Genomic DNA, 17,660 nt, shown 5'->3' with positions numbered 1-17,660 from the left:
AGCTCAGCGGCCAGCATACGCGGGCCGCCGAGCTTTTTTTGCACAGTGCCGGGACGACGGTTCGTATTGGGTCAAGACCCTCTATTGGGCAGAACCCTACCAAGGGCTTGTCTGGATCAGGCGTTACGGCGCCAATTGCCAGGCGTAGTGCCGACTATACCTGCAAAGACGCGCGTGAAATGGCTTTGGTCCGCAAAACCGCAGGCGATGGCCACTTCGGCGAGCGGAGCATTTGAGGTCCGCAAGAGGTCACGGGCTCGGTCTATTCGCTCACGAAGAAGCCACTGGTAAGGCGTCATGCCGGTTGTGTCGCGAAATGCGCGAATGAAATATCCGCGTGAAAGGTCACAGAGCTGCGCAACCTCGGAAATTGACACGTTGCCATCTAGGTTTTCGAGAAGCAGACTTTTCGCCAAATCCTCATGTGAGCGGGAAAGCTTTTGCGACCTATCGGAAACTTTAACGGGCTGGCCGCCGTAGCGCTGGAGCAGATAGGTGCCGATGGCTGTCGTCATCTGGTCGACGAACAGCGCGTTGGCTTCTTCCGGTTTTTCGAGTGCCGGAATGAGCGCCCGAGCAAGATTGGCAAGCACGACATCTTTCGATGCGGTTTCGGCTGACAGGGAGGTCACGCGTGGTGTCTCTGCATCATCGGCAATTTTGATGAGAGACGCTGGCGAGATTTCAAATAAAACGAAATCGAAGGGCCCGCCCAGGTCTGCCTTGTACGGTTCCGAGAGATCACGGATATAAATCGAGTTTTCGGCAAAGTCGTGGGTTGTCGCGTGATGTTCGTGGAAGATGCGCCGCGTGTGGCCACCGAGCGAGGAAACCCCGACGACAAAACCTCGATCGCTTGCCGGCGTCGTGACCTGATCAAGTTCAGTTTTGGCTGTCGCCTTCCGAAAGATATCAATGTCTGAACCAGGCAGGCTTTGGTTGATCGACAACTGCTTCAACGAGCACCCGAACCCGTCGATCGAGTTTCGAGTGGAAGATTGGTGGCGGAGGGGGAGAACTTGGACCACGACGCAGTTCTTTCATTTTTAGACACTCGAACACGGGACCTACCGGTTTTGGTAGCTTTCCCACGCTATGCTTGCCTCACGACAATTTGTCCAATCGGCTCCGCAAGGATCCTTTTGTTCAAGATTGCCGTTTGAAACCTGTGTAGGAAATTTGGAAGCGCGGCATCTCGTCGGTACGGCTATATAGTCCCCAGCCAGGATGATCGAGACACATGTGAGTGAAGCGTTGACGGTCAGTGAGAGAATTGCGGCATGTTTTGAGATTACGGCCGCAAGGGCGCTGGTAATCAGGCCCCTTTGCGAAGCCAAGCTGGCTGTCGTCCATCTCGAGCATTCCTATGGCAATGGCGAACATACAATCGTCCTGCCGGCTGATGACGCTTTTCTGCTCATGCTCTATCTCGTCGACGTTGATCATCGCGACATTCTGCCCGACGGAACACGGACACCTCTGAAGACCTATTCCAGAGGCTCTATGTGTCTCATCAGTCTGAGGAATGGCGCCGCAATTTCGATTCGTGGCTGCTTCGAAGCACTCGTGTTTCATATCCCAAGCGCGCTTTTTATCGAGCTCTTTGAGGAAGCAGGCGAGCCGCGTATTGATGACCTGACAACCTGCCGCGGGATAAGCGATCAGGTGGTCCGCAATATCGGCGGTGCGCTGATACCGATGTTCGACATGCCGGAAGAGGTCAGGGACACACTGCTTCCTCATATCGGATTAGCGTTAAGCGCCCATCTTGCGCATCGTTACGGGCGGTCCCCCATCCAGCACCTTTCGGGCACCGGTCAGTTGTCTCCGCTGCAGGAAAAGCGCATCAAGGCGTACATAGCTGCCAACCTGTCAGGCGGCACTCCGGTCGATAAGATCGCCGAAGCATGCGGGTTTTCAGTCGATGAGCTCTGTTCCGGATTTTTGAGCACGACCGGGCAGTCTGTTTCGGAATGGATTGCATCATATCGAATGAGCAAAGCCCAATCGCAACTGAGCAGAACCGGTGAAACTATTGCCCGGATCGCTGCAGAGTGTGGGTTTCCGGAGGAAAATGAATTCGTCGCAACCTTCACGAAGGCCGTCGGAGTGCCTCCCGCAGACTGGCGCTTGCGTAACCGACACTAACAGAAAACCGTCAAGCAGCGCCGCTCGGCTTTGAGCTCAACTTCGGAACAGATCGCTCAGGACTGTCCTGGTGACAGCCAGCTTCGTCGGGTTTGTTCGGCCGGATCCGGGTGCGGCGAAGGCAGTCACACCCGGACAGTCCAATCAAGCTTGGATAAATGCCAAGAGGTCGGCGTTCAGGACGTCAGCGTGGGTTGTCAGCATGCCGTGCGGATAACCCTTGTAGACTTTCAGAGTGCCGTTCTGGACCAGCTTCACGGACAGCCTGCCCGCGTTGTCGATCGGCACGACCTGGTCGTCGTCGCCGTGCATGACGAGGGTCGGAACGGCGATTGCCTTCAGGTCTTCCGTCTGGTCCGTCTCGGAAAAGGCCTTGATCCCATCGTAATGGGCCTTCGCACTGCCCATCATGCCCTGCCGCCACCAATTCTGGATAACGCCCGGATAGACCTTGGCGTCAGGACGGTTGAAACCATAGAACGGACCCGTGGGGAAATCGACGAAGAGCTGTGCGCGGTTCTCGGCGACGCCCTTGCGGATGCCATCGAACACTTCGATCGGCAGGCCGCCCGGATTTGTTGGGGTCTTCAGCATCAGCGGCGGAACGGCGGAGACCAGAACGGCCTTGGCGACGCGGCCGGCAGGCTGGCCAAATTTTGCAACATAACGAGCAACTTCGCCGCCGCCAGTCGAATGGCCGATATGAACGGCGTTCTTCAGATCGAGCGCCTCTACGACCGCGAAGGCATCGGCGGCATAGTGGTCCATGTCGTGACCGTCAGAAACTTGAGCAGAGCGGCCGTGGCCACGGCGGTCATGTGCCACGACGCGGAAGCCCCTTGCCAGGAAGAACAGCATCTGCGCATCCCAATCGTCCGAGGAGAGCGGCCAGCCATGGTGGAAGACGATCGGCTGGGCATCCTTCGGACCCCAATCCTTGTAGAAGATTTCGACGCCGTCCTTGGTGGTGATATAGCCCATTCTATTGTCTCCTTTGATTGAGGTGGTGGTGGTGGAAGCAGCGTTGGCCGCTAGGCCAAACGATGTGGGAAGTACCATGGTGGCTGCGGCGGCAGCTCCGGAAAGCAATGCGCTGCGGCGGGTGATGGAGGGGATGTTCTCGGTCATTTTCGGGTACCGTGATCCTTTAGTGGCTATGATTCGAGGGTAGGGGGGATGCTACTATCCCGCGTTGTTAGGCGGCTCCCGGCCGGTTGATTGTCAGGAAATGCCGCACGACCGGTTTGTCCGTTCCCGAGTGATAGGCGAGGACCTGGCCTTGCAGATCAGCATCGGCATTTGAAACCCGTTTGTGCTGGCGAAGATGCTCGGCCCAGGATTCGACCATGAACCATTCGACGATCTTTTGCGGATCGGCGGAGTCTTCGGTCACCCCCCATCCATAGGCCCCGTCCCGCCGCCGCTCGTGGGACATCTCATCCAGCGCATGCAGGAAGGCTGTGCGATGATGTTTTTCGACATGGTATTCGATGAGGATCAGGACAGGGCCACGGTCATGGGCTACCGGCTCGGCGACCAAGGGTTCTGGCCAGTGATTGGATGGCACCATATCCGCGTCGCCGGCCGGCAGCTTTAAGCGATGCATGATGAAGCCCGCGATGAGCAGTCCCGCCGCGCCGATCAGCAGCGCTCCCGGCACTCCAGCAGCTTCACCAACGGCACCCCAGCCAAGACTACCTGCCGTCATCGCGCCATTGAAGACGGTGAGATAGACCGCCAGACCGCGACCGCGGACCCAGTTCGGTAGCACGGCCTGCGCTGCCCCATTCAGCGTGGTCAGGGCCGTGATCCACGCAGCTCCGAGAAAGAGCAGAACAATGATGGCGACCCATTTCGGCGGCGCGAGCGACAAAGCGCCCATGACGAGTGCTGTGATAACAGCGGCACCGAGCAGCAGGCCATCGGCATTAAAACGTTCGCGCAGTTTAGGCATGAGCAATGCGCCGCCGATTGCGCCAGCGCCGACGGCGCCAAGCAGGATACCGTAGAAGCCTGCGTCACCACCGAGCAATTGTCGGGCGACGAGCGGCAGGAGTGCCCAGATGGCACTGGCGAAGGCAAAGAAGATCGCAGCGCGCAAAAGTACGACATGCAAGGGCTTGCTGGCGCGGGTGTAGCGCAGGCCTGCACGGAACGCGCCGAAGAAGCCTTCAGCCAACGTATCATTTGCATTCTTTGCCCGCGGCCACCAGACGAGCGCCGCAATGACGACGAGATAGCTTGCAACATCCGCGCCATAGGTGACGCCTGCACCGAAGGCTGCAAGGAGAAGTCCCCCGGCGGCCGGTCCGATCGACCGCGCGATATTGATGCCGAGCGAGTTGAGCGCGACGGCGCTCTTGACGTCCTCTCTCTTCACCAGCTCCGGCACGATCGCCTGCCAGGTCGGCCCCATTAGCGCGGCGCCGATCCCGCCAAGGAAGGTCAGGCCGATCAGCGCGCTGACCGAAAGCATGCCGGTATTTGCCAGGATCATCAGGCTTACACTGACTGACGCGAGCAAAATCTGCACGGCAATCAGAAACTTGCGACGATCAAGAATATCGGTGAGCACGCCCGCAGGTATTGCCAGGAGGAAGATCGGCAGGGTTCCGGCCGCCTGCACCAGCGCGACGGCGGCCGGGGAGGCCGATAGATCGGTCATCAGCCAGGAACTGGCGACATCGCGCATGAAGCTGCCGGTATTTCCGAGGACGGTTGCAGCCCAAAGTACTGCGAAGACTGGCTGGGCAAGGGGAGCAAAGCTGCCCCCGGAGGATTTGGTAGCGCTCATTTGCCAGCTCCCTTGGTCAGATCATTTGCGGCGACAATGATGAAAGCGCCAGCGAGCCCGAGATGTTCGAAGAAAGCGTTGGTTGCCATCATGCGGTCCATGCCTGGGGGCAGCTCCCAGAAACGAAGGGCGATAAAGGTGGCAAAGAGCGTGAACCCGGCGAGCGCCAGCGCTCCTGCCCAGCGAAGGATCCCCGACGCCACCATGGCCGAGGCCGCCAATTCGAAGGCGATAACGGTGACTGCGAAGAGTGCCGCGGGACGCAGGCCGAAATGGTTCATTTCAGCGATTGCGCCCTGGAAATCGAAGAGCTTGGTGAGCGGCCCCTGGATATAGGCCGCACAGAGAGCAAGGAGCGCGATGAACCGTGTCGCTGGTGCAGCGATGATCCGCGCAAGAAGCGAGTCCCGGTGGCGGGTGGACGAAAAATGATCAATCATGTCTGCTCCTGTCGTGTAGTCGATCGAAACAAGCGGCTTTGTTTGCCGTTAGTGGAGCGATATTGGCCAGAAAGATTACCGCCAACAATTACATTAATTATTTCGATTTAGTTGCGATTATCGCAATAAACGATCTGGTAGAGCAAATTGGGCAGCGGAGGCCGCTGCCCACTCAATGTGATCGCTAACCGCGCGGGGTCAGACGGCCCAGCAGGCACAACCAAGCGCACCGAAGAAGCCCTTGAGATCGGCAATCGGCAGCTTCGATGTCCAGGCACCGGCGTGGTCGTGACCATGAACGTTGCAGGAACTGGCGCAACCGCACGTTGAGATCGCGGTACGGCGCAACGAGTTCATGCCTGCGCCCTGCGGTTCGCCCCATGCCGCGTAGCCGCCGAACGTGCGCACGGGAGACCAGTCCGGCATGGCGGGAGGCACGTCGTTCTCGTCGAGAGACTTGAAGTCGCCCGCACCGAAGACGATCTTGCCGCCGACCATGGTCAACTGCGAGGTGAGAAACGAGATCTCGTCCTCTGCGCAGGTGAAGAAGTCCCTGTCCGGCACGACGAGATCGGCGAACTGGCCCTTTTCGATCCGGCCCTTCTTGCCTTCTTCGTTGGAAAACCAGGTGACCTTCTCGGTCCACATGCGCAGCGCCGTCTCGCGGTCGAGGCAGTTGGCACGTGGATAGAGCTGCATGCCGCCAACGGTCTTGCCGGTCACCATCCATGAAAGCGAGACCCAGGGGTTATAGGAGGCGACGCGCGTCGCATCGGTGCCGGCGGAGACGTTGATGCCCTTATCAAGCATGCGCCTGATCGGCGGTGTCGCTTCTGCAACGCCGTGGCCGTATCGCTCGACGAAATATTCGCCCTGATAGGCCATGCGGTGCTGCGTGGCGATGCCGCCACCGAGCGCTGCGATCCGGTCGATCGAGCGATCGGAAATCGTCTCGGCATGGTCGAAGAACCAGTTGAGGCCCTCGAGCGGGATATCCTTGTTGACCTTCTCGAACACATCGAGCGAGCGGCTGATCGTTTCGTCATAGGTGGCGTGAAGCCGCCAAGGCCAGCGGTTTTCGGCCAACACCCGAACGACGTCCTCCAGTTCGCCTTCCATTTCCGGCGGCATGTCCGGGCGGGGCTGACGGAAGTCTTCGAAGTCGGCGGCGGAAAAGACCAACATCTCCCCCGCACCGTTGTGGCGGAAATAGTCGTTACCCTGCTTGTATTTGACCGACTGCGTCCAGTTGAGGAAATCCTGCTTCTCTTCCTTCGGCTTCTGCGTGAAGAGATTGTAGGCCAGACGTACCGTAAGCTGGTCCTCGTCCGAAAGCTTCTGGATCACCGCATAGTCGTCCGGGTAATTCTGAAATCCGCCGCCGGCATCAATGACGCCGGTGATGCCCAGCCGGTTGAGTTCGCGCATGAAATGGCGGGTGGAATTGACTTGATATTCGAACGGAAGCTTGGGGCCCTTCGACAAAGTCGAATAGAGAATGCCCGCATTCGGCTTGGCAAGCAAAAGTCCCGTCGGATTGCCTTTGGCGTCGCGCGTGATCTCGCCGCCCGGAGGGTTCGGCGTGTCCTTGGTATAGCCGACGGCGCGAAGGGCGGCACCGTTGAGTAGTGCGCGGTCATAGAGATGCAACAGGAAGACAGGCGTATCGGGTGCAATAGCATTGATCTCGTCGATCGTCGGCAGGCGTTTTTCGGCGAACTGGTGTTCGGTGAAGCCGCCGACGACACGCACCCATTGTGGGGCAGGCGTGATGGCGACTTGCCGTCTGAGCATGTCCATCGCATCGGCGAGCGAGCGGACGCCGTCCCAGCGGAGCTCCATGTTGAAGTTGAGACCGCCCCGCACAACGTGGGTGTGATTGTCGATCAGACCAGGCAGTACACGCTTGCCCTTGAGATCGACGATCTTCGTATCCGGTCCGGCGAGCACCATGACGTCGCGGTCGGTACCCACGTCCATGAATAGGCCGTCCTTGACGGCGACTGCGGTGGCGTTCGGATTTGCGCGATCAAGCGTCGTGATCAATCCATTGTGAAGAACGATATCTGCATACATGGAAGCGTCTCCGGTCTTGATGGGATCGGCGGCATCGGCCTGTGAAAACAAGTTTGAAAAGGCGAGGCTCGATGCTGCGCCCAGGAATGTGCGGCGCGTCGTCATCAGCTTTTCCCCGATGTTAAATCTTCATGGGGTGGGTTCACCGCCACCACGGTTTCCCCACCTTTCGGCAGGTGACCGAACATGTGCGGCTTGACCTGATGAAACCAGGAGACGGCGACAGCCTCTCGAGCCCAGATGCTCTTTGCCAGCGGTACGAGCTGCTCGCCGACAAGGATGCCGAGCAGCCCGATGAGCGCGACGACAGGCGGGGCAGGCGAGCGGACATTGAGCAGGCTGTAGATCACGCCCACCAGCAGGCCGGCACCAAGTGAAAGAAGATAGAGTTTCATGGGGGAACCTCGCGTGGTGAAAGAAAATCACTCCGGCAGGACGCAGCCGGCCGGAGTGATTGACGGCTTACTTGGCAGGGTTCGGGCCGATCCGCTTGCCGTGCTTGACGCGTTCGGCACCACCGTGGACATGCGTAACAGCATAATCGATGCCCATGCCGTAGGCGCCGGAATGCTCCTTCACCAGCGACGTGACCGCATCGTAGGTTTCCTTGCGAGCCCAATCGCGCTGCCATTCGAGCAGGACCTGCTGCCAGGTGACCGGAACGACGCCGGCCTGCACCATGCGGTCCATCGCATATTTGTGCGCATCGACGGACGTGCCGCCGGAAGCATCCGCAACCATGTAGATCTCATAGTCGGTGTCGTTCATGCAGGAGAGTGCGAAGGTCGTGTTGCAAACCTCCGTCCAGAGGCCGGCGACGACAATCTTCTTGCGGCCATCGGCAGCCTGCTTGGCAAGCGCGTCGCGGACGTTCTGGTCGTCCCAGGAATTCATCGACGTGCGCTCAAGGATATCATTGTCCGGGACGACAGCGAGCAGTTCCGGGAAAGTGTTGCCCGAGAAGCTGTCGGTCTCGACGGTGGTGATGGTGGTCGGGATGTTGAAGATCCTGGCTGCCTTGGCAAGAGCGACCACGTTGTTCTTCAAGACCTGGCGGTCGATCGATTGGACGCCGAAGGCCATCTGCGGCTGCTGATCGATAAAGATGATCTGACTGTTCTGCGGGGTGAGGACCTGAAGCTTGCTGGACATCTCGTGTCTTCCTTTGACTGGGTTGAAGGTAGGTAATGGGGCAGGGAAGGCGGCACGTCTTGAAAGTTATGCCGCCTTATTGTTGGAAAGCGACCTCAGGCGGCGAGCGGTGTTAGCCCGGCTTCGATCTGGTCACGATAGGGCTCGTAACGAGCCGGCAGTTTCAAAGCCTCGCCGAGGTGTGCCGTGTCTTCGTCGCGGTCGAAACCGGGTTCGTTCGTGGCGATTTCGAACAGGACGCCGCCGGGTGTGCGGAAGTAGATAGCCCAGAAGTAATCGCGGTCGATGACAGGTGTCACCTGGTATCCTGTATCCATCAGGGCCTTGCGAACTTCGAGCTGCTTTGCGCGGTTCTCGACGGCGAAGGCGATGTGATGCACCGAACCCGCGCCCTGCCTTGCGAAAGGCGTTTTCGCAAGAACCTCGAGGTCGATCGTATCGGCACCATTGCCGCCGGGCATGATGAAGCGGGTCACATCGCCATCCGTCTCAGCGCGCTGGTAGCCCATGAAACCGAGCAGTTCGGACGTGGCAGCGGCGTCATGCAGGCGGAACTTGGCACCGGTGAAGCCGCGGATGCCGACGCTTTCGTCGATGCCGGCGCCATTCCAGGCCTTGCGGCCATCGTTTTCCGTTTCGACAAGGGCAAACCCTTCGCCGTCCGGCCCTTTGAACAGGAGGCGGGCAGCGCCGAAGGCAGTGTCGGTATGCAGGTCACCGGCTCCCTTTACCGACAGGCGATCCTGCCAGAAGGAGAGTGAGCCCTTAGGCACCGCGAACTGTGTTTCGCTGACTTCGCCGACGCCCGGGCGGCCGCGCATCACGTCGGGAAAAGGGAAGTAGGTCATGACGGAGCCGGGGGTGCCGGCCTCGTCACCGTAATAGAGGTGGTAGACGTTGGGGTCGTCGAAATTCACGGTCTTCTTGACGCGGCGCAGGCCGAGCGTGTCTGTGAAGAATGCGTTGTTCTGGCGGGCATCCGATGCCATCGACGTGATATGATGCAGTCCCTTGATATCCTTGATCATGATGCTTGCCCTTCCGCGGCGGCGTTGGTTTGTCTGGTGTGATTGAAAACCTACGCCCGTTGATCATCGGTCAGAATTGCAATAATAATTGTTAGTGAATTGCCATGGATGAAATAATCAATGAACGACTACAAGCTGCTGCGAACCTTTCTGCTGGCCGCCGAGAAACGGAACTTCGCGCAGGTCGCGCGCGAACTCGACATGACCCCCGCAGCCGTCACGCGGGCGATCGCGGCCCTGGAAGAAGACCTGGGCGTGCAACTCTTCGTGCGGACCACGCGCCAGGTATCGCTGACGACCGACGGCGCGATCTTCGCCGCCCAGATACAGCCGGCGGTGCAGGCGTTGGACAACGCACGCAAGGACGTGATGAATACCCACAAGGCGGATCATGGCCGCCTGCGAATCAGCGCGCCGACCTGGTTCGGCCGGCAGGTCCTGCCGCCCATCCTTTCGGCATTCAAGGAACGCTACCCGAAGATCAGCTTCGAGATCTCGCTTGCGGATGGACTCGTTGACATCATCGATGACGACTATGATCTGGCAATCCGCATTTCCGCGGCACCCTCGGACAAGTTCACGATCTGGCGCAAGATCAGTGTCGTGCGCCGTATCCTCGTCGCAGCGCCGGGCAGCCGGTTTGCCGACATGAAGCATCCGAACGAGCTCATTCCCGACGATTGCCTGGCCTACAGCGGTGACAGCAAGCGGGAAACCTGGGCGCTGTCGGACGGCAGTGGTAGCGCCACGTTTTCTGCGGGCCGGGCATTCAGCGCCAATAGCGGAGAGGTGCTGGCGAGCATGGCCGCCGACGGCGCCGGGGTCGCCATGCTACCCAAGTTCCATGTGGCCGAGCATCTTCGGACCGGACGGCTTGTCCACGTCCTGCCGGACTGGTCGCCGCCGGACTTGTGGCTGACACTCTATTACCCCCCGTATCAGGCACTACCGCCGCGTATCGCCTCGTTCTCAAAGTTCTTCGAGCAACAGATCCCGGCGTTTTTTTCGGCAATCGAATGAACCGGGTTTGTTTTTAAAGGTTTTCGAAACGGATATTGCTGCACCCGACGGCCCCGGCTTTTCAACAGCTCTATTGTCCCCAAGGTGCCGCTCGTTCGAACCTGTTCAAGGCGACCAACCTCACGGCACCTGAGCCCCGCTCACAGCAACGTAAACCGAATAAACCGACCGCGTCGCCGCGATAAACAGCCGGTTGCGTTGAGGCCCGCCGAAGGTGAGGTTGGCGACGGTCTGGGGTACGCGGATCTTGCCGATCAGTTTGCCTGCCGGGTCGAAGCAATGCACGCCATCGGCGGCACTCGACCATAGGTTCCCGTTGACGTCGGTGCGGATGCCGTCCGGGATGCCATTGTCGATGAGGCAGAAGACGCGGCCGTTCGTCAGCCTGTTGCCATCGACCACGTCGAAAGCGCGGATGTGACGCGGCAGGCTTTCGTCATGGCTGGCGGCCGAATCCGCCACATAGAGGATTGTCTCGTCGGGCGAAAAGGCGAGACCGTTCGGTTGGGTGAAATCCGTGACGACCGCCGCAAGCGCGCCGGTCATCGGATCGAGCCGGTAGACGTTGCGGGTCGCCTGCTCCGGCTCGGCGCGATAGCCTTCATAGTCTGACATGATGCCGTAGGTCGGATCGGTGAACCAGATCATGCCGTCTGATTTCACCACCACATCGTTCGGCGAATTAAGCCTGGCGCCCTCGAAGCGGTCGGCGAGCACGGTGATCGAGCCGTCGACCTCGGTGCGGGTGACGCGGCGCGTTCCATGTTCGCAGGAGATCAGCCGTCCCTGCCGGTCGCGCGTATGGCCGTTGGTGAAGTTCGACGGTTGGCGATAGACGGAAACGCCGCTCTCGGGCGTCCAACGCAGCATGCGCTGGTTGGGAATATCGCTCCAGAGCAGCTGGTTCGCGTCGTTGAACCAGACGGGACCCTCCGCCCAGCGGCAGCCGGAATAGAGTTCGTCGAGGCCGGCGCTGGTTACGATCATCTGCCGGAAGCGCGGGTCGTGGATTTCATAAATGCTGGCCTCGGCCATGGCTGTCTTCCTAATTATCGCATGCCGGCTCGGCGACCGCCGGCGAGCATGATGACGCTGATGATGATGAGGCCGGTCATGATCAGGCGGATACCCGCGCCGAGCCCGTACGTGTTGAGCATGGAGACGACCAGGAACATGAAGAGCGATGCGCCCCAGATGCCCGGCACGTTGGAATCGCCGCCGGCAACCGCCGTGCCGCCGATCACGACGACGGCGATCGACATCAAGAGATATTCCGAGCCCATGTTGAGTGCGGCGCCGCCCGAGAAGCAGGCGAGCAGATAGCCGGCGACCGAGGCGAGCACGGCGCAGAAAAGGTAGGTGACAAAACGCGTGCCGTCGACCGGTATGCCCGCCATGCGCGCGGCCGGCATGCTCTGGCCGATCGCCGAGATCCAGCGCCCGTAGATCGACTTCTCGAGCAGGAACCAGGCAAGCAGCGAGATGAGGAGTGCGACGATTGCCACGTTCGGCACGCCGAGCGTGTTCGACGTGGTGAACTCCGCCAGCACGCTCGGAGGCTTGATACGCAATCCCCGGTTCGTCCAGATCGCCGCAGACTGCACGATGAAGCTCATGGACAGTGTGGCGATGATCGGCGGAATGCGCAGCGCCTTGATGAGTGCATAATTGCCGAGGCCGACGACAAGGCCGATGACGATGGCGACGAGAAGGCCCGGCAGGATCATACCGTTTTCGACATTCATCAGCTTCAGCGCCACCGTGCCGGCAAGCGTCATGGTGGCGGGAACCGAGAGATCGATGTTGCCGGGGCCGAGCGTGATGACGAACATCTGGCCGATGCCGACGATGACCGAGAAGGCCGCGAAGGTCAGCGCTGCCTGCGACAGGCCAAGCGTGCTGGCGCCGAGCGTCACCATGATCGTCAGGAACCAGACGACGAAGGCGGCAAGCCACGACCAGATCCAGGGTTTGCCGAAAAGGCGCAGGAGTGGGGTCATCGGCGTTTCTCCCGCTTCTCCAGGCGATTCAGCATCAGGCGAAGTGCCAGCACGATGATCAGGATTGCGCCCTGAGCCCCGATCTGCCAGTCCGGCGAGATGCGCAGGAAGGACAGGAACGAACCGGCGAGCGTCAGTGTCAGCGCGCCGATGACGGCGCCGATCGGGGAGACGCGGCCGCCGATGAACTCGCCGCCGCCAAGGATCACGCCGGCGATCGACAGCAGCGTGTAGCGCAGCGCGATATTGGCATCAGCCGAGGTGGTCAGGCCGACGAGGGCAATGCCGGCGAGCACCGCAAAGAGGCCGGCAAGACCATAGGCGCTCGCGCGCGCCCCGACGATCGACCAACCGGCGCGCTCGACCGAGCGTTGGTTGCCGCCGATGCCACGCATCAGCACGCCGAGCGAGGAGCGCATGACGAGAAGATGGGCTACGGCGGCGATGACGATGCTGGCGACGATCGCCATCGGCGCCAGCGGCGGCTTGACTGTCATCAGCCAGCGAACCCAGTCCGGCGCCTGCCCGCCCGGTGCCGGCAGCAGCAATACGGCAAGGCCGCCCCAGACGAAGCTCATGCCGAGGGTCACGACAATGGAGGGCAGGTTGCGCAGATAGATGACGACGCCGAGCGCCGCATAGGTGGCGATCGCGCCGGCAAGGATCAGCACGCCGATCACGGGAGCATCCCGCAGAAAGGTCGCGGTGACGCAGGCGACGAAGCTGACGAAGGCGCCCATCGAGAGATCGAGATCGTTCACCGCCATCACGATCATCTGAGCGATCGTCGCAAGCGCGATCGGCACAGCCAGGTTGAACAGCAGGTTGAGCCCGACATAGCTCATGGCGCGCGGCTGCAGCCAGAAGACGGCGGCGAGCAGCAACGTCAGCGACAGGGCGGGAATAGCAAGACGCATGGCGTCGGACGACAGCCGAAACGTCATGCGGCGACCCCTTCGAAGGAGGCGGCGATGATATTCGTCTCGTTGACGGCATCACCGGCGAGTTCGGTCGTGATGCGGCCTTCGCGGAAGACGTAGACGCGGTCGCAGAGGCGGACCTCGTCCATCTCCGTCGAGTACCAGATGAAGGTGCGGCCGCGCGCCGCTTCCTCGCGGATGATCGCGTAGACCTCCTGCTTGGTGCCGACGTCGACGCCGCGCATCGGATCGTCCATCAGCACGACAGGTGCGCGCGTCGCAAGCGCGCGGGCAAATAGCACCTTCTGTTGGTTGCCGCCGGAAAGCGACAGAATGCGGTTGTCCATATCGGGGGTGCGAATCTCGATCCGCCGCTTCCAGTCGGCGCCTTTCGTCTGCTCTTCGTCCGCGAGGATGAGGCCGCGCCGGGACAGGTCACCGAGCGAGGCGATGGAGAAGTTGCGTAGGATGCTCCACAGCTCGAAGACACCGTTGAGACGGCGGTCGCCGGCGACGAAGGTGACGCGCGGATCGCGCTCCGGCAGCCAATTGCCGGACTGGGCGGCATGCAGCGCGAGCAGGAGCTCGGTCTGCCCATGGCCCGCCAGACCCGCCAGTCCGATGATCTCCCCCTTGCGGGCCGCAAAGGAAAGGCCCTTCACCTGATGGGACAGAATGAGCGGAGCGGTGGATTGTTGACGGCCCGAGCGCTGCTTGGTCTCCTCCTTCGCAACGGTGCCCATCGCTTCCACGAGGCCGTAATGGTCGAAGCGCTGCGCCGGACGTTCGGCGACGACGCGACCGTCCTTCATGACGATGATGCGGTCGGCGGTTTCGAGGATCTCGTGCAGGATATGCGAGATGAAGATAACGGACCCGCCCGTGGCGATGAAGCGGCGGACATGGTCGAGCATCTGCCGGGCAAGGCTTGCATCGAGCGACGAGGTCGGTTCGTCGAGGATCACCAGCCTCGGCGCAATGCCGGCGTCGGAAAAGGCCATGGCGATTTCGACCATCTGCCGTTCGGCGATAGAAAGATCTCCCACGGTCCGGCTGCTGTCGATGCCGTGGCCGGGAAAGACGGCGTCGAGACTCGTCTCGATGATTTTCGCGGCGCGCTTCCGCCAACCGAAGCCACCGAGATGGCGATGCATGATGCGCGTGTTCTCGACGATCGAAAGGTTGGGGCAGAGCGAAAGCTCCTGGAAGACGCAGCGCACACCGCGGGCACGCGCAGCGTTGATGCCATAGCGCTCCAGCCGTTCGCCGTCGCTCGCCACACTTCCTTCGTGCGGTGTGAGACCGCCGTTAATCACGCTGACGATGGTGGATTTGCCGGCTCCATTGTGCCCGACAAGCCCGACGCATTCTCCCGGCATGACGCGAAGGGTCACGCCATCGAGTGCCCTGACTGCGCCGAAACTCACCTTGGCGCCATCGACGGCGATCACCGCATTCAAAACGTCATCCATGCTGCCCGCCATGCCTGCTTGCAAAAAATGCCGCGCGACCTTCTGCGGTCGCGCGGCAGTCGCCGGGAGAATTACTTTGCCTGCTCGATGACCTTGATTGCGTCTGCCTGCGTGTATTCCACGTTGGCGACGCCGCCGGCCTGGGTATTGGCGAGGTTGGTTTCGAGATTGTCCTGGTCGATGCGCAGGAAGGGCACGACGAGGTCCTTCTTGACTTCCTTGCCGTCGAGGATCTGCTGGGCCACCCAGAAAGCGAGCGTGGAAACGCCAGGCGCGATGGAGACGGACATGGTCTCGTAACCCTTCGCGTCCTTCTGCTCCTTCCACCACTTCAGTTCGTCTTCGCGGTTGCCCATGATGATGATCGGCATCTTCCGGTCGGTCGCGGCAATCGCCTGTGCGGCGCCGTAACCGTCGCCGCCCTGCGTCACCACGCCGACGATGTCGGGCAGGCTCGGCAGGATGCCGGCAACAGCCTTCTGCGCCACGTCCTGCGCCCAGTCTCCGTGAACGGAGCCGACAATCTTGAACTGCGGGAACTGCTTGACGCCCTCGTGAATGCCGGCAGAGATCTCGTCGTCCACGAAGACACCGGCAAGGCCGCGGATCTCGAGCAGGTTGCCGCCGTCCGGAATCTTCTTCGACAAGTACTCGACCTCACTGCGACCCATTTCCTTGAAGTTGACGGCGATGCGCCAGGCGCAGGGTTCGGTCACGATGCCGTCGAAGGAAACAACGGTGATGCCGGCGTCGCAGGCCTCCTTGACCGCGCCGTTCAGCGCCGTCGGCGAGGCGGCGTTGAGCACGATCGCATCATAGCCCTGCAGGATCATGTTCTGAATCTGCGCGGCCTGTTCCGTCGCCTGGTTCTCGGCGGTGGTGAAAGGATCGGCTGCGGCAACGGTGCCGGCCTTCACGGCTTCGCCCGTCACCTTGCCCCAGCTCGTCAGCATGGCCTGGCGCCAGGAGTTTCCGGCATAATTGTTTGATAGGGCAATTTTCTTGGCCGACGTGTCGGCAAAGGCGGAAACGGGCATCGCGGCGCAAGCAATAGCGGCCGATGCCAGAAGCATCTTGCGGATTGTCATGTCTTCCTCCCTGATGATCGCGCCGGTCGGCGGATCGCTTCACTCCTGCCGGCCAAATCGGGTCCGAGTGAAAATTGTTCTTGCACTGAGCTTCCTCCTCTCAGTAAGGGCAGGATGCGGGAGATCGATCGGCCTGTACAGGGGCAAGGCGGCAATCCGTTTGCGGGTTTTGCGCAACAAGCTGCGGGTTTACGCAAGACGGCGGCGCTCCCGCAGGCGCTTACTGGGAAGGAGTCGCGGCGGGTTGAGGAGCCCGGCGCCGTCTCGGGAGGAACTGACGATGCTGCATCTCGTACCCGCAGCCATGTTCGACCATTATCTCGGCATTTCCCGGCTGCTCGCGGGCCAGCTCGACTTTCGCTCGGCTATCCGTTCCGTCGCGGCAGAGGTCGCCCATATCATCCCGCACGACCATCTCGATGTCTGCGTGCTGCTCGAGGGCGGCAACTACCACACCGCCTATGAGACGGGCATCGAGACTGCCTGGGGCGGCCTGGCCGGCGCGCCTGTTGTCAACAGCCCAATCCGCTCGCTGCTCCGGGGCGAGGTTGATTTTCTGCTGGCGGACGACGCCATGACCGATCCGCGTTTCCACTTCGAGGGCGCATTCAAGCGGCCGATCGTCGAACAGTCGCTGAGAAGCCGCTTGCATGTGCCCATGAAGGTGCAGGGCACGATCATCGCAGCGCTTTCCTGTTCGTCGCACAGGGCGGGTGTCTATACGATGGAGGATATCGAACGCGCCCGCATCATCGCCGACCTGCTGACGCCCTATTTCTTCGCGCTGCAGGCGGCCGAGCAGGCGCAACGCTCGGCGATCGTCGAGGCGGAGGCCCGCGCCCGCGAGGAGGGCTTACGGCAAGGTGCGCTGAAACTTACCGAAGCGCTGGAGCAGGAACGCCAGCGCATCGGCATGGACCTGCACGATCAGACGCTCGCCGACCTGACGCGGCTCGCCCGCCGGATCGATCGGCTGTCGCGCAACGGCGAGCTGGCGCCCGAGACGCTGGAACCGATCTCCCGCTCCCTGCAGCACTGCATGCAGGATCTGCGGCAGATCATCGAACAGGCAAAACCCTCCGTGCTCCAGCTCTTCGGCCTCGCCCAGGCGATCGAGCATCATCTGGACCGATCGACCCGCGACACCGGATCGGGCATCGAATGGGGCCTTGTCGACGAGACGCACGGCGCGCTGGAGCGACTGGAACCGACCGTCAGTGTCGCGCTGTTCCGGATCGCGCAGGAGGCGATCAACAATGCGGTGCGCCATGCCGCGCCGCTGGCCGTCATGGTGCGGCTCGAGGCCGACGACGATCGGCTGTCGATCGAAATCTCCGACGACGGGACCGGGCTCGCCAAGGCGCGGGGACGGATCGGCGGCGGCATCGACAATATGAAGACCCGTGCGCGGCTGATTTCGGCGCGCTTCACGACCGGGCCCGGCCACAACAATCGCGGGACTGTGGTGCGCGTCGTGCTACCGCTCGCACCGCACGACCCGCCGAGCGGGCCAAACTGAGGA

General features: G+C 61.2%; 16 protein-coding genes. 3 read left to right on the top strand and 13 right to left on the bottom strand.

The annotated features are described in order from the left end of the window. Window positions 1–116: 116 nt before the first annotated feature. Window positions 117–950 carry a helix-turn-helix domain-containing protein gene (locus G9X68_RS15950; protein ID WP_171603892.1) on the bottom strand — a complete coding sequence of 278 codons (834 nt, stop codon included), beginning with the start codon at window positions 948–950 and terminating at the stop codon, window positions 117–119. A gap of 292 nt (window positions 951–1,242) precedes the next feature. On the opposite strand from G9X68_RS15950, the gene G9X68_RS15945 reads away from it, so the two are divergent. Next, complete coding sequence (locus G9X68_RS15945) at window positions 1,243–2,148, top strand: helix-turn-helix transcriptional regulator (protein WP_342355336.1); 906 nt, start codon at window positions 1,243–1,245, stop codon at window positions 2,146–2,148. Window positions 2,149–2,292: 144 nt separating this feature from the next. Here G9X68_RS15945 and G9X68_RS15940 read toward each other — a convergent pair whose 3' ends face one another. The 7 genes from G9X68_RS15940 to G9X68_RS15910 form a co-directional block, all read right to left on the bottom strand. Further along, window positions 2,293–3,129: an alpha/beta fold hydrolase gene (locus G9X68_RS15940; protein WP_425328643.1), complete on the bottom strand. Its 837-nt coding sequence runs from the start codon at window positions 3,127–3,129 to the stop codon at window positions 2,293–2,295. 214 nt (window positions 3,130–3,343) lie between these two features. Then, window positions 3,344–4,942, bottom strand: coding sequence for an MFS transporter (locus G9X68_RS15935; RefSeq protein ID WP_171603211.1), 1,599 nt, complete (start codon window positions 4,940–4,942; stop codon window positions 3,344–3,346). Further along, window positions 4,939–5,382 (bottom strand): DoxX family protein, encoded by a 444-nt coding sequence (locus G9X68_RS15930; RefSeq protein ID WP_171603210.1) that lies wholly within the window; start codon window positions 5,380–5,382, stop codon window positions 4,939–4,941. The genes G9X68_RS15935 and G9X68_RS15930 overlap by 4 nt, the downstream gene beginning before the upstream one ends. A 198-nt stretch (window positions 5,383–5,580) precedes the next feature. After that, a complete protein-coding gene (locus G9X68_RS15925; protein WP_171603209.1) occupies window positions 5,581–7,563 on the bottom strand; it encodes an amidohydrolase in 1,983 nt (660 codons plus the stop codon). After that, entirely contained in the window at window positions 7,563–7,853 is a 291-nt protein-coding gene (locus G9X68_RS15920) for a XapX domain-containing protein (RefSeq protein WP_171603208.1), read from the bottom strand. The genes G9X68_RS15925 and G9X68_RS15920 overlap by 1 nt, the downstream gene beginning before the upstream one ends. Window positions 7,854–7,920: 67 nt before the next feature. Beyond that, window positions 7,921–8,610 (bottom strand): hydrolase, encoded by a 690-nt coding sequence (locus G9X68_RS15915; RefSeq protein ID WP_168308990.1) that lies wholly within the window; start codon window positions 8,608–8,610, stop codon window positions 7,921–7,923. Between the two features lie 95 nt (window positions 8,611–8,705). Next, complete coding sequence (locus G9X68_RS15910) at window positions 8,706–9,638, bottom strand: VOC family protein (RefSeq protein WP_171603207.1); 933 nt, start codon at window positions 9,636–9,638, stop codon at window positions 8,706–8,708. A gap of 120 nt (window positions 9,639–9,758) precedes the next feature. Between G9X68_RS15910 and G9X68_RS15905 the strand changes: the two genes are divergently transcribed. Continuing rightward, window positions 9,759–10,658: a LysR family transcriptional regulator gene (locus G9X68_RS15905; protein ID WP_171603206.1), complete on the top strand. Its 900-nt coding sequence runs from the start codon at window positions 9,759–9,761 to the stop codon at window positions 10,656–10,658. Between the two features lie 120 nt (window positions 10,659–10,778). On the opposite strand, the gene G9X68_RS15900 is transcribed toward G9X68_RS15905, so the two are convergent. The 5 genes from G9X68_RS15900 to G9X68_RS15880 form a co-directional block, all read right to left on the bottom strand. After that, the gene (locus G9X68_RS15900) at window positions 10,779–11,693 is read right to left on the bottom strand and encodes an SMP-30/gluconolactonase/LRE family protein (protein ID WP_171603205.1); all 915 of its coding nucleotides are present in this window, start codon (window positions 11,691–11,693) and stop codon (window positions 10,779–10,781) included. Between the two features lie 14 nt (window positions 11,694–11,707). Continuing rightward, window positions 11,708–12,658, bottom strand: a complete 951-nt coding sequence (locus G9X68_RS15895) for an ABC transporter permease (RefSeq protein WP_171603204.1) — start codon at window positions 12,656–12,658, stop codon at window positions 11,708–11,710. Then, entirely contained in the window at window positions 12,655–13,602 is a 948-nt protein-coding gene (locus G9X68_RS15890) for an ABC transporter permease (protein WP_168308995.1), read from the bottom strand. Before G9X68_RS15890 ends, G9X68_RS15895 begins: the two co-directional genes overlap by 4 nt. Continuing rightward, window positions 13,599–15,050, bottom strand: a complete 1,452-nt coding sequence (locus tag G9X68_RS15885) for a sugar ABC transporter ATP-binding protein (RefSeq protein ID WP_171603203.1) — start codon at window positions 15,048–15,050, stop codon at window positions 13,599–13,601. The genes G9X68_RS15890 and G9X68_RS15885 overlap by 4 nt, the downstream gene beginning before the upstream one ends. 71 nt (window positions 15,051–15,121) lie before the next feature. Beyond that, window positions 15,122–16,138 carry an ABC transporter substrate-binding protein gene (locus G9X68_RS15880; protein WP_171603202.1) on the bottom strand — a complete coding sequence of 339 codons (1,017 nt, stop codon included), beginning with the start codon at window positions 16,136–16,138 and terminating at the stop codon, window positions 15,122–15,124. A 280-nt stretch (window positions 16,139–16,418) separates the two neighbouring features. Between G9X68_RS15880 and G9X68_RS15875 the strand changes: the two genes are divergently transcribed. Further along, on the top strand, window positions 16,419–17,657 hold the full coding sequence (locus tag G9X68_RS15875; protein ID WP_171603201.1) for a GAF domain-containing sensor histidine kinase: 1,239 nt from the start codon (window positions 16,419–16,421) through the stop codon (window positions 17,655–17,657). The last annotated feature ends 3 nt before the right edge of the window (window positions 17,658–17,660 follow it).

The organism is Rhizobium changzhiense, assembly GCF_013087625.1.
GTDB classification, from domain to species: domain Bacteria; phylum Pseudomonadota; class Alphaproteobacteria; order Rhizobiales; family Rhizobiaceae; genus Rhizobium; species Rhizobium sophorae.
Note: the sequence above shows the minus strand (reverse complement) of the source record. Positions and strands in the feature narration are given on the sequence as shown.